The sequence below is a fragment of the Clostridium septicum genome, from assembly GCF_003606265.1.
In the GTDB taxonomy this organism is placed as follows: Bacteria; Bacillota; Clostridia; order Clostridiales; family Clostridiaceae; genus Clostridium; species Clostridium septicum.
The window spans coordinates 885,266-898,188 of sequence record NZ_CP023671.1; the positions used below are offsets into that span (position 1 = coordinate 885,266).

Annotated in this window: 14 protein-coding genes; all 14 read right to left on the reverse strand. The window is 30.3% G+C overall.

Going from position 1 to position 12,923, the window contains the following annotated elements; all coding sequences use genetic code 11:
* Complete coding sequence (locus CP523_RS03905; RefSeq protein ID WP_066675512.1) at positions 1 to 2,022, reverse strand: heparinase II/III family protein; 2,022 nt, start codon at positions 2,020 to 2,022, stop codon at positions 1 to 3.
* Positions 2,023 to 2,095: 73 nt separating this feature from the next.
* On the reverse strand, positions 2,096 to 3,112 hold the full coding sequence (locus tag CP523_RS03910; RefSeq protein WP_066675514.1) for a sugar kinase: 1,017 nt from the start codon (positions 3,110 to 3,112) through the stop codon (positions 2,096 to 2,098).
* An 11-nt stretch (positions 3,113 to 3,123) separates the two neighbouring features.
* Positions 3,124 to 3,756 carry a bifunctional 2-keto-4-hydroxyglutarate aldolase/2-keto-3-deoxy-6-phosphogluconate aldolase gene (locus CP523_RS03915; protein ID WP_205687126.1) on the reverse strand — a complete coding sequence of 211 codons (633 nt, stop codon included), beginning with the start codon at positions 3,754 to 3,756 and terminating at the stop codon, positions 3,124 to 3,126.
* Complete coding sequence (kduD, locus tag CP523_RS03920) at positions 3,753 to 4,532, reverse strand: 2-dehydro-3-deoxy-D-gluconate 5-dehydrogenase KduD (RefSeq protein ID WP_066675516.1); 780 nt, start codon at positions 4,530 to 4,532, stop codon at positions 3,753 to 3,755. The genes CP523_RS03915 and kduD overlap by 4 nt, the downstream gene beginning before the upstream one ends.
* Before the next feature lie 17 nt (positions 4,533 to 4,549).
* Positions 4,550 to 4,825: a preprotein translocase subunit YajC gene (gene yajC, locus CP523_RS03925; protein ID WP_120140503.1), complete on the reverse strand. Its 276-nt coding sequence runs from the start codon at positions 4,823 to 4,825 to the stop codon at positions 4,550 to 4,552.
* Between the two features lie 4 nt (positions 4,826 to 4,829).
* Positions 4,830 to 5,243, reverse strand: coding sequence for a PTS sugar transporter subunit IIA (locus tag CP523_RS03930; RefSeq protein ID WP_066675519.1), 414 nt, complete (start codon positions 5,241 to 5,243; stop codon positions 4,830 to 4,832).
* Positions 5,244 to 5,360: 117 nt separating this feature from the next.
* Positions 5,361 to 6,173: a PTS system mannose/fructose/sorbose family transporter subunit IID gene (locus CP523_RS03935; protein ID WP_066675521.1), complete on the reverse strand. Its 813-nt coding sequence runs from the start codon at positions 6,171 to 6,173 to the stop codon at positions 5,361 to 5,363.
* Positions 6,163 to 6,960, reverse strand: a complete 798-nt coding sequence (locus CP523_RS03940; protein ID WP_066675522.1) for a PTS mannose/fructose/sorbose/N-acetylgalactosamine transporter subunit IIC — start codon at positions 6,958 to 6,960, stop codon at positions 6,163 to 6,165. The genes CP523_RS03935 and CP523_RS03940 overlap by 11 nt, the downstream gene beginning before the upstream one ends.
* Positions 6,961 to 7,046: 86 nt before the next feature.
* Positions 7,047 to 7,541: a PTS sugar transporter subunit IIB gene (locus tag CP523_RS03945; protein WP_066675524.1), complete on the reverse strand. Its 495-nt coding sequence runs from the start codon at positions 7,539 to 7,541 to the stop codon at positions 7,047 to 7,049.
* A 15-nt stretch (positions 7,542 to 7,556) separates the two neighbouring features.
* Positions 7,557 to 8,747 (reverse strand): glycoside hydrolase family 88 protein, encoded by a 1,191-nt coding sequence (locus tag CP523_RS03950; RefSeq protein ID WP_066675526.1) that lies wholly within the window; start codon positions 8,745 to 8,747, stop codon positions 7,557 to 7,559.
* A gap of 13 nt (positions 8,748 to 8,760) precedes the next feature.
* Positions 8,761 to 9,591: a 5-dehydro-4-deoxy-D-glucuronate isomerase gene (gene kduI / locus CP523_RS03955; protein WP_120140504.1), complete on the reverse strand. Its 831-nt coding sequence runs from the start codon at positions 9,589 to 9,591 to the stop codon at positions 8,761 to 8,763.
* Between the two features lie 296 nt (positions 9,592 to 9,887).
* Entirely contained in the window at positions 9,888 to 10,754 is an 867-nt protein-coding gene (locus tag CP523_RS03960) for a DegV family protein (protein ID WP_120140505.1), read from the reverse strand.
* Between the two features lie 145 nt (positions 10,755 to 10,899).
* Positions 10,900 to 12,438 (reverse strand): 2,3-bisphosphoglycerate-independent phosphoglycerate mutase, encoded by a 1,539-nt coding sequence (gene gpmI, locus CP523_RS03965; RefSeq protein WP_066675535.1) that lies wholly within the window; start codon positions 12,436 to 12,438, stop codon positions 10,900 to 10,902.
* Between the two features lie 281 nt (positions 12,439 to 12,719).
* Complete coding sequence (locus CP523_RS03970) at positions 12,720 to 12,911, reverse strand: hypothetical protein (RefSeq protein ID WP_066677279.1); 192 nt, start codon at positions 12,909 to 12,911, stop codon at positions 12,720 to 12,722.
* Between the last annotated feature and the right edge of the window lie 12 nt (positions 12,912 to 12,923).

Sequence of the window (12,923 nt, forward strand, 5' to 3'; positions counted from 1 at the left end):
TTAACCTCTTAACCTTATAACTTTACTCATATCACTATTCTTATGAATAACTACTACCTTTCCATAAATAGGTGTTTTGTCATAAAAATAAACTTTTCCACCCTTATAGGTTTCCTCGTTAAAAATTATTATTACATATTCTTCATTATTGCCTAATTTAATATTTTTAACAATTACCTTATCTTTAGATAATCGTTCATTATTATTATATTGTTTTAAGTCTCCATCTGTAATAATTATATCGCTGAAACCATCGTCCCCAATAATTATATCATAATTTATGAGCTTGTTATTAAATTCGGTACTTGTTTCTAATCTTTTACTATTTTCTATTTGATTATAGTTTTTTGATATTAAAGTATTCTTAATATTAATTTCATCAGAACCATAATTATATATTCTTAATTTACCTGATTTATTTTCTGCTAACAAATATTTACTTTCTTCTCTTATCTTTACCTTGCTATCTAAAACATAGTAGTTTTCACAGCTGTGATTTCCCGTACATCTTACTTCATTTACTATAATCCAAATCCTAGGAGAAAGAAAAAGAACTTTCCTTATAACTGTATATTGAGTTTTATCCTTTAACTCACCTAAATAAGCTATTTCTGAATAACTTATTTCTCCCTTGTTTACAAAGTAATTTTTAAGTACATCACTATATTTTTTATATCCCCATGATTTATTTGGTATCCCAAAAGGTTCTTTATCTATTACAGATACATTATGAGCTTTTGCTGATTTTAAATATTCTCTCATAACATCTTCTTCTACATAAGTATATCTACCACTATCAACTAAAAATGGCTCCCCTTTATAATACAATGATATATGTCCTAAATCGGCATGGCCATGACCACTTCCCAAGGTACCGTTTTGAATATAAGTAAAACTTGCATCTTCCTTAAAATCACTTCTAATATATATATTTCCCGAATCTACAAATGACTTATTTATTTCTGTTGGTATTCTTCCATTTATAGACTTAAACTTTTCATACCCCTTTTTACCAAGCATATATATACTGCTTAAATCTATTTCTTTAAACGCAATTCCTTTTAGTTCTTCATCTTCAAATAGTATAGCCCCTTTAACTAAAACGTCTCTTATATCAGTCCTATCACTATCGCATTGAGCTTCTTGTATTGACCTAGGTCCTCCACAATACATTAGATATCTTGCCATGGAATGAACTTTTTCTTTATATTCATTTTTTAGTTCAAAACCAAATTTTTCACAGGTACTAATTACTTTCATAGAACAATTTAAAACTTCAACATGATACATAACTGATTGTTCCCAATGAGATCCATCATCAAAAACTTGTATATCCATCTGATTATAGGTTTGCTCTAGAGCCCAATTAAATAATTCCTCATCTTTTATAAAATCTTTTAATAATAAGTAACAACACATTATAGAAGTAGTTTGTAATACTCCCCAATTACTTAAAATGTACTTATCTATATAAGCTCCCCTTAAATATAGTATCTGCTCTTTAATACTTAATATTATTTTTAATAATTCTTCATCACTTATTTTTTCTTCATTTATAATATGAAATAATGAGTTTAACCAACTTTGGCATCTTATCCCTGTATCTATGGTTCTTATAGTACAGCCGCCCTCTGATTTTATTTCATTATTATCTATCCAGTTTAAAACTAATTCCTTCCACTTATTTATATAGATTTCATCTTTTTCAATATAATAAGCTAAAATTAATTTATTTAAATATTCATGTCTATTAAGCATAAATATCCACTCTTCATCTCCATTTGGAGTAAAATCCCACTTTACTGGATTATTTACATATGGAATTCTACATTGCTCCATATCCCATGTTTCATCAAAAATAAAGGAGTTTTTTAGCAAAAGATTTGCCCCAAGTAATTTCTTTAAATATTCTGTTCTACATTTTTCTTTTATATAGTTTTTCACAAAATCAACATCATAATCTTTCATGATTTTTTTAACATTTTTCTTTAAAGCTACTAATTCTTTTTCAAATTTTATCATTGCTATTTCACTTCTCCTTTACTAAAAAAGCTACTTGAATTTGAAATTTCAAGTAGCTCTTTTTAATCATAAACTATCTGTTTACGCTTCCTAAATTCTTATTATTCATTAACTCTTCTACTTCCGTAATAGTCGATAAGCTTACATCTCCTATTTGAGTTTGCTTCAATACTGCTGTAGCTGTTGCAAATTCTATAATTTCTTGCATATTATTCACTTCTGAAATTAATCCCTTAATTGCACCTGCTGCAAATGCATCTCCACCACCAATTCTTGATATCATACTAAATTCATATTTAGATGATCTATAAAGCTTATCTCCATCAAATAATACGCCTGTTAGTGAATGATAATTATATGGTGTACCTGTTCTTAATGTAGTTGCTACATTTTTTACATTTAAATCTTCTGTCATATACTTAAACTGATCTATTAACATTTCATCAGTTACTTCTACAGCTGATGGATCTAAAACCTTAAAGTTTTTAACATCTCTACTTAACCATCCGAAACATAAATAACTATCTTTAACTATAGGCTTCATTATAGATACAAATTCCTCATAACTTTTAAATAATTTGGATCTATAATTTAAATCAACACTAATTTTTATGTTTTTTGATTTAGCTTCTTCAATAATTCTAGCCGCTACTTCTCTGACTTCATCATTTAAACCAAATGTAATTCCTGATACATGTAAAAGCTTAACATCTTTTAAAACTTCATCTACATTAATATCTTCATATTTTAATTCTGTAATTGAAGAATACTTTCTATCGTATATTACGTTTGCTTTTCTTGATGAGCAACCTTCTTCATAATAGTACAGCCCCAATCTCTCACCTTTTATCACTATATTATCACAGTCAACACTATGAGATTTTAGAAAACCTTTTGCAGACTCACCTAATTCATTTGGAGGCAGACATGTTAGGATTCTAGTATTAACTCCTAAATGACTTAAACCTACAGCCACATTAGCCTCTGCACCTCCAAAGCAAATATCTAGTGTATTTGCTTGGCTTATTTTCAAATTATTTGGTGGAGTTAATCTTAATAATACTTCTCCTAATACTAAAACTGTGCTCATTTCCTACCTCATTATTTTTTTATTTCTTTTACTCTATCTATATATTTTCTAGTTTCCTCTTTTACAACTTTTGGATCCTTTAAGTTAACTATGGCACTTCCTATACTAACAACATCACATCCATATTTAAACCATTCTTCCATATTATCGAAACTTACTCCCCCTGAAACCATAATACTTAGGCCTTTAATTGGAGCTTTAAAATCTTTTACAATTGATGGTTTAAATGCTGATCCTGGGAATAGCTTTATTACATCAGCGCCCATTTCTCTAGCTTCTACTATTTCCCTAACTGTAAAACATCCTGGAATATAAGGAACTCCATATCTGTTACAAAGAGTAGCAGTTTCCTTATTAAAGCTTGGACTTACAATAAATTCAGCTCCTGCAAGAATTGCTATTCTAGCTGTTTCTGAATCAAGTACTGTACCTGCTCCAATAACTACTCCCTCTTTTTTATCTTTGCAAAGTTCTGTAATTACAGTACTTGCGTTTGGAATTGTAAATGTAACTTCTATAATATTGCATCCACCTTCTATTGCGGCTTTTGCAACATCTATTCCTTCCTCACATGTATTAGTTCTTAACACTAATACAAAAGCCTCTTCTTCTAATCCTTTTAATACCTTTACTTTATTTATCATCTTGCTAACCATCCACCATCTATTGCTATAACGTGACCATTTATATAGTCAGATGCTTTACTTGATAGGAATACAACAGTTCCCATTAAATCTGAAACTTCTCCCCATCTTTCAGTTGGTATTCTTGAAAGAATTTCTTTATTTCTATTTTCATCAGCTCTAATTGGAGCTGTATTAGCCGTCTTTATATATCCTGGAGCCATTGCATTGATTTGTACATTGTGTACTGCTAATTCATTAGCAAAAGCTTTAGTGATACCTACTACCCCATGTTTACTTGCTGTATATGGTGGTACAAATTTTCCACCTTGGAATGATAGCATTGATGCTATATTTATTATTTTACCTGATTTTTGTTCTACCATTATTTTAGCTACTTTCTTTGATAAGTGATAAACAGCATTTAGGTTGATATTCATAACTGCTTCCCAGTCTTCATCTTTATATTCTAATAAAGGAGCTCTTCTAATAGTTCCTGCATTATTAACTAAAATATCTACTTTTCCATATTCTTTCACACAAGTATCAACTACTTCTTCAACAAATTCTTTTTTAGTTAAGTCTCCTTGTATGAAAACTATTCTTCTTCCTAAACCTTCTACTATACCTTTTATTTCTTCTACATTATTATCAAATGTTGTTACAAAAAGATCAGCGCCTGCTGCTGCTAATGCTTCTACATAAGCCATTCCTAATCCTGTATTACCACCTGTTACGATAGCTACCTTACCTTCTAAGTTAAAGAAATCTAGTGAAAATTTGTTATTGTTATTCATTTATCTCCATCTCCTTACTACTTCAAAGTCACCATTATGCTGGCTTTGTCTATTTCTATTTCTACATTTTTAGCCACTTCTAATCTTACAATATTATTCTGGATACCTTTAATGGTTCCATAAATACCAGATATAGTAACTACTTTGTCTTTAATCTTTAAAGTATTTAAATATTCGTCTCTTTTTTCTTCTTGTTGTCTAATTTTCTTTTTATTGATTATTGGCATAATCATTGATATTATGATTGGATAAGCAGCTAGAAAAATTATAACTCCTAATAATCCATTACTCATGATATTAATCCATTAAATCCTTTCTACACATAACTGATGCCATATCTTTTAAACCTTCAACTGCGTTATCTATTATTTTTCTTGTATCATCTCCTGAACCAATAACTACTGTATTCATAACTATATCAAGAATACAAGCTACAGAAACTCCGCCTATAACATATTGATCTTGAGATTCTTCATTTAATAATACTTCTCTTGAAGTTATTTGGAATGGTGCTCCACCAGTAATATCTGCAAATATTATTAATTCATTATTTTCTTTTACGTACTTTTTAATCATAGTTGTAAAATCTTCATGTGTTAAATCATTATTAAGGTTTATTGCATCTATATTTTCATCTACGCCTGTTAATAATTTTATTGCTGATTTAATTCCTGTTGCATATTCTCCGTGTCCTACTACTAATATTTTCATATCGCTCATCCCCTCAGTTTAATGTTTATATATCTTATTTATGAGAGTAAGTTACACAACTAACTAGAATCAGTAGTGTAACTTACTTTTCTTTAGTGATTTTATTTTATTTATCTATTATGCTAATATTCCTAGTACTGATCCAATAATACCTATTACTATTGTTAATATAACTAAATGATAAGTTGTCCATTTACGTTTCTTAATTAAATAGAATACTATTATTGTAAATATAGCTGGTAATAAAGCTGGTGCTATTTTATCTAGCATTGTTTGTATTGAAACTACATTTTCAGCTCCATCTGGCATAGTTGCTACATATTTGATAGGAATGTTTATCTTAACGAAAGATACTGCTAATCCTGAAATAACTGTAACACCTATCATACTAGCTACTGCTGATATTTGAGACATCTTATCGCTTAATGTTTCAATAATACTAGTTCCTAGTTTATAACCATATAAACCGGTTAATAACTTAATAGTTAATAATATACCGTTCATTGCTAAGAAGAATAAGATTGGTCCTGCAATCATTCCATCTTGTGCTAATGAAGCTGCTATTGTTGAAAATAATGGTGCTAAACAGAATTGTGATAATGAATCACCAATACCTGATAAAGGTCCCATTAAAGCCATCTTAATTGATCTAGCTTCATCTGATGTTCTTCCTGATTCAAGCATTACTAAATGTAAGCTTGTGATAAATGGTAAGAAGTGTGGGTTTGAGTTGAAGAATTCTATGTTGTCAGTTAACGCATTTTTTAATTCTTCTTCATTATTTCTATATATCTTTCTTAATGATGGATATAAGATATTTGCATATCCTAAACCTTGATAGTTACCATAGTTAAAACCATTTTGTAACCAGAATGCTCTTAAACTTGTTCTTAAATAGTCTTTTCTCGTTAAAACTGCTTTAGATTCCATCTTCAAACACAACCTCCTCTTCTTCCACTGATTCATTATTTGAATTATTTTTATTGTTTTTTCTGAAGTATTCTAGTAATGCAAATGTTGTTCCTACGAATGCTATACCGATTACTGGTAGATTTAAGTATGCTACACATACATATCCTAGTAATACAAATGGTATTAATTCAATCTTAGCCATAACTGATAAAATCATTGCAAATCCGATAGCTGGTAACATCTTACCTGCTACTGATAATCCTGTGATTAACCATGCTGGTATCATTTCTACAACTGCCTTTAGTCCGTCTACACTATAAGCTCCTGCAAATCCTATGATAAATCCAACTAATGCTAATACCCAAACTGTAGAATTAGCTGCAATTCTAAACTGTGTAAAATGACCTTTTTGAATTGACTTTTTAGCAAATTCACTTGATCCTGAAACTACTGTATATGTAGCTGTAATTAAGAATTGGAATGCTACTGCAAATGGGAAAGATAATGCTAATGCTGTAGCCGGGTCCATTCCTTGACCCTTCATTGTAATAGCCATCAATGTACCAATTATTCCAGGTCCCATTGGGTTAGGTGGCACTGTTCCACCGGCACCAACACCGAATCCCATAAATGCAATTTCTGATACAGCTCCCATTGCTAAAGCTGTTGGAATATCTCCTAAGATAATACCTACACCAAATGATAAAATAATACAACGATTTGAATAAATTCCAAGTAACATACCTGATAGACAGAACGCTGTCCATAATCCAATCAGAATACATTGAAGTAAAGTGATTTCCATATGAATTTCCCCTCCATATAATTAAATTTTTATCTATACCTGCTAAATTTCTTTAGCAGGTTAGTTTCATTTTAAGGTTTACAATATTAATCTAAATATTTTGTAATATCTACTTGTAGCGCTCCGTCATTACCTGAAGGTGTTGTCTTTGTATTGAATTTTATATCATATTTTTGTGATAATTCCTTTAGTGCAGCCTTATCTTCTTTTCCTAAATAAATTGAACGTGTAACTTGAGTTTTTCCTTCAGCATTGTGAATATTACCTATGTTTATTTCTTTAACAGGCACTCCTCCAGCTACTAACTTCAATGCGTCTTCTGGAGTTTTACACACTATAAAAATCTTTTGCTTAGGTGATGCCTTATGTATAATTTCACATGTATGTGCAATTGAGAAAAATCTCATTGCTATTGATTTTGAAACTACAGTTTTCATTAATGTTTGTTGTATTTTATCTTCACTAGCTTCATCATCAGCAACTATAACAGTATTAACCCCAAGTGCATTTAGCCACATTTGACCTTGTCCATGTATTAATCTTTGATCTATTCTCATCATTTCAATATTTACATTACTCATATTTATTACTCCTTCTTACCAATATAATTCCCAATCTTTATAGAATCTTATTAATGCTTCTAGGTAGAAATAATCTCCCCATATATTTCCTTCATCTACACCTTTACCTGAATGCCATGAATAAACCCCATGTAATAAAATCGGTTTACCTTCTTGCACATCCTTATGGGTATAGTCTTTAATTAATGCTCTTAAAATATTATGCATTGCATATTTATATACTTCTTTTTCCTCATCCACTTCAGGAATAAACTTATTCATTTCATGCATTCCACATACAGCTATTGCAGCTGCTGAAGAATCCTTTGAATGTCCATCTCCATCGTTGAATATTAAATCCCAATAACAAACGTTATCTTTTGGAAGTCTATTTAAGAAGTAATTAGTCATTCCTTTATATAAGTTAAAACATGCTTCATTTTTTGTGTTCTTATAATTTAAAGGAATTCCATATACTCCCCAAGCTTGGCCTCTAGCCCAAGCTGAGTCATCACTATAACCTTGTCTAGTAATACCTTTTACAGGTTTTCCTGTTTCAGGATCCATATAGAATGTATGGAAAGCCGAAGCATCATCTCTTATAACATTATTACAAGAAGTAACAAAATGCTTATCTGCTAGTTCTCTGTACTTATTATCTCCTGTAACATCTGAGGCCCAGTATAATAAAGGAATATTTAGAAGACAATCTATGATAAATCTATAATGGTCTTTACTTCCTAGTTCACCCCAAGCTTGAATAAATTCGCCTTTTTCTTGATATCTTGAGATTAATTTATCTGCAGCTTTTACCGATGCTTCCTTTGCCATTTCTGACCCTGTTAATTTGTATCCACTTACACATGATAATGAATATAAGAATCCTAAGTCATGATGATCAATTTCTATATCTTTATCTACTCTATTTTTAAATGACGCTACATTTTTTTCTGCAAGAACCCTATACTTTTCATCTCCTGTGTACTCATAAGCTAACCATAACATTCCTGTCCAGAATCCATCTGTCCATTCTATATTTTCAATGATTCCATACTTATTTTCCTTAGTTGCTGATGATGGGAACTTATCTTTGAAATAGTCCATATTAGCATCTATTTGCTTTATTGCATTTTCTATAGCTGTCTTTACTTCTTCTTTACTTAGAAGCTTTGTGTTTAAAAACTCTTCTCTTTTTTTGATTTCTTCTACATTTATTTCCTTAATCATACTTCCTCCTGGATTATCTTAAAGTTTCCATTGAAACTGCATCCATATCATCGAATGTTTTGTTTTCTCCACACATACCCCAAATGAATGTGTAATTGCTTGTACCTACACCTGAATGAATTGACCAACTAGGTGAAATTATAGCTTGTTCATTTTTAACAACTAAATGTCTTGTTTCTGTTGGTTCTCCCATTAAGTGGAATACTCTTGTATCTTCTTCCATATCGAAGTAGAAGTAAACTTCCATTCTTCTTTCGTGAGTGTGACATGGCATTGTATTCCATGCATTTCCTGGTTCTAACATTGTTAATCCCATTAATAATTGACAACTTTCACAAACATTTGGATGAACATATTGATATATTGTTCTCTTATTTAATGTTGAATTGTCTCCAAGTCTAACTGGATTAGCTTTTTCTATTTCAATTTTTACTGTCTTATATGCATGATGTGCTGGAACTGAGTTAACATATAATTTAGCTGGGTCCTTAGGATTTACTGATTTGAAACTTACTTCCTTGTTTCCCATTCCTACATATAATCCATCTCTTCTATTTAATTCGTAAACTTCTCCATCTATAGTTACAATAGCTGGTCCACCTACATTGATTATTCCAAGTTCTCTTCTTTCTAGGAAATATTCAACTCCCATTTCCTTTCCTGCTTCTAACTTTAATTCGTTATAAACCGGTTTTATACCACCAAAAATTATTCTATCTACATGGCTATAAGTAAGCTCTATTTTATCATCAATAAATATTTCCTCTATTAAGTAATGGTCTCTTAGCTCGCTTGTAGTGTATTTTTTTGAATCCTCTGGATGATTAGCATATCTGTTATTCATAACTACCTCCTACATTTTACATTCATTATTTTGTTTAGTAAATCATTTTAGTAAACTTAATTAGTAAACTGGTTTACCTTTGCTATGATTTTATTATACATACTCATGTAAAGGATGTCAACAATTTTGTAACAAATTTTTTGACTTTTTTATAGAATAAATTTTATTTTATAAATTGTTTGAATAATTTAGTTTAATTTAACTTAATAAAATAAACAATATAAATCTAGTAAATTATTGTAAAAAAGAATACTTGATGAGATCTAATAATCAAGTATTCTCTACATATATTACTATTATCTATTCTTTCCTATAAAAATTGTTGCTAAAGTTCCTGGTCCTCCATGAGTTCCTACAACTGCACCTATAGAGTTTAGCATAATATCTTTAACATTAATTTCAGATAATATCATTTCTTTAAGTTCCTCTGCATCTTTTAAACAATCTGCATGACATATAAAGACAACTTGTTCCTCTATGTTAACTGCCTTATCTTTCAATTCTTGAACTAAGTATCTCATGGCTTTTTTTCTTCCTTTAATTTTAGCTCCTGGAATAACCTTTCCTTCATTATCTAATATTAAAGTAGGTTTTATTCCAAGTAAACTTCCAACTGCAGCTGTAGCTCCTGAAATACGTCCACCTCTTTTTAAATGGTTTAAATCATCTACTGTTATGGCATGAATTACTTTTCTCTTATTATCTTCAGCCCATTTAACAACACTTTCTTTAGATTCTCCTTTTTTAAGCATTTCGCAAATATAATATACTATAGCCCCTTCACCTAATGATACACTTAAAGAATCTATTATTGAAATATCTGCATTAGGATATTCATCTAATATACTCTGCATAGCTATGTTAGCACTATTAAAAGTTCCACTTAATGCTGATGATAATCCTATATAAATGATAGAATCTCCCTTATTTGCGTATTTCTTAAATACTTCTTCAAAAGTTCCAACATTTACTTGAGCAGTAGAAGGCATCCCTCCCTCTCTAATCATTTTATAAAATTCATCATATTTTAAAGTTTGCCCTAAATCATCTGGTATAAATTCTCCGTTTATATTAACTGTTAATGATACTATTTCTATATTATTTTCTTTTATATATTTTACCGGCAAATCACATGCAGAATCTGTTATAATTTTAATCCCCATTTTTTCTCTCCTAGTTTATTTAAATTTATTTATTTCATTATACACAGATTTATTTTCCTAGTCAAATCATTTGATTATCAAAATATAAAATTAATAATTGTTTCACAAATAAAAAAAAGACGTCTACAACAGACGTCTTTTTTTATTACTTATTTACTATTAAAGATTCTCCTGTCATTTCAGCTGGAACTTCTAATCCCATTTCTGTTAACATTGTTGGAGCTATATCTGCAAGCTTTCCTTCTTTAAGACCTTTTCCTTCTGTATGGTTTGATACCCAAACAAATGGAACTGGATCTGTTGTATGAGCAGTAAATGGATTTCCTGTTGAGAAATCTATCATAGTTTCAGCATTACCATGATCAGCTGTTATAAATACTGATCCATCTTTTTCTAAAACTTTGTTTACTACTTTTCCTAAGCATTCATCTACAGTTTCAACAGCCTTTACAGCAGCACTTATTACTCCTGTATGACCAACCATATCTGGGTTTGCATAGTTTAATATAATCATATCATATTTATCTGAATCTAATCTCTTAATTAGTTCATCTGTTACTTCATAAGCACTCATTTCTGGTTTTAAATCATAAGTTGCAACCTTTGGTGATGCTATAAGAGCTCTATCTTCACCTTCATTTTCTTTTTCAACTCCTCCGTTGAAGAAGAATGTAACGTGTGCATATTTTTCTGTTTCAGCTATTCTTAATTGGTTTAATCCCTTGCTAGCTACATATTCACCTAAAGTATTTGAGTAGCTTTCAGGTCTATAAGCTACTGAAACACCTTCTAAAGTCTTATCATATTGAGTCATTGTAACGAAAGTTAAATTTAATGTTTCTCTGTTAAATCCATCAAATTGCTTATCGTTTATAGCTCTAGTTATTTCTCTAGCTCTATCAGGTCTAAAGTTGAAGAATATTACTGAATCTCCATTCTTTATAGTTGTTACTGGCTTTTCATCTTCCATAACTACTGTTGGTAATACGAATTCGTCAGTTTTGTTATCATGGTATGATCTTTCTATAGCTTCTACTGCTGATGTTGCAGTTTCACCTTTTCCTAATACCATTGCATTGTAAGCTAACTCAACTCTTTCCCATCTATTATCTCTATCCATTGCATAGTATCTTCCTGATACTGTAGCAATTTTACCTACTCCGATTTCTTTCATGTAGTTTTCAAGCTCAACTATGAAATCTTTACCTGATGATGGAGCAACATCTCTACCATCCATAAAGCAGTGTACATATACATTTTGTAATTCAGCCTTTTTAGCTAATTGTAATAATCCTTTTAAGTGATCTATGTGTGAATGAACTCCACCATCTGATAAAAGGCCCATTAAGTGAAGAGCTGAATTATTCTTTTTAGCATTTTCTATTGCTAAGTTTAATGATTCATTTTTAAAGAATCCACCTTCTTTTATTTCCTTAGTGATTCTTGTTAATTCTTGATATATTATTCTTCCTGCACCAATATTTAAGTGACCAACTTCTGAGTTACCCATTTGACCTTCAGGTAATCCAACTTCTAATCCACTTGCTTGTAATTCAGTGTGAGGATATTTTTCTACTAATGCATCAAAGTTTGGTTTCTTTGCAGCTTCAACAGCATTTCCATCTGATTTTGGAGCAATTCCAAATCCATCTAATATCATTAACATTACAGGTTTCTTCGCCATAAGTCCCTCCAAATTATAAAAAATCTATATTTGACAATATACAATATTATCTTTCTTTAAATTCTACTTTATTATACTATAATTATCTCTTACTAACAACTAAATACATACTTCAGTAAACCATTGCAAAAAATTATTTTAATTAATTTTCAAATAATTCGCATTTAGTCGTAAAATGTATAAAAAAGTGGCTTTCGCCACGCTCCCTTCGGGAATTTAATTTTAAGTACCTTAAGAAGCATAGAACCGATATCTGTTCTATGCTATATTTTTCCTATTAATTAATACTTTATTCCATATACTCCAGTATACTCTTTAGGCCTCATTACTCCTCCGCACTTTTCACATGAAAAGCATGGTGGTTCATCAACATTGCTTTGATCCATTTCATCAAAATATTCAACTACTTCTTTAGGAATATTTTCTTTAGCTCCGCAAATAGTACAAATATATAATATTTCCTCTGTTTTCATCTTACTTCCTCC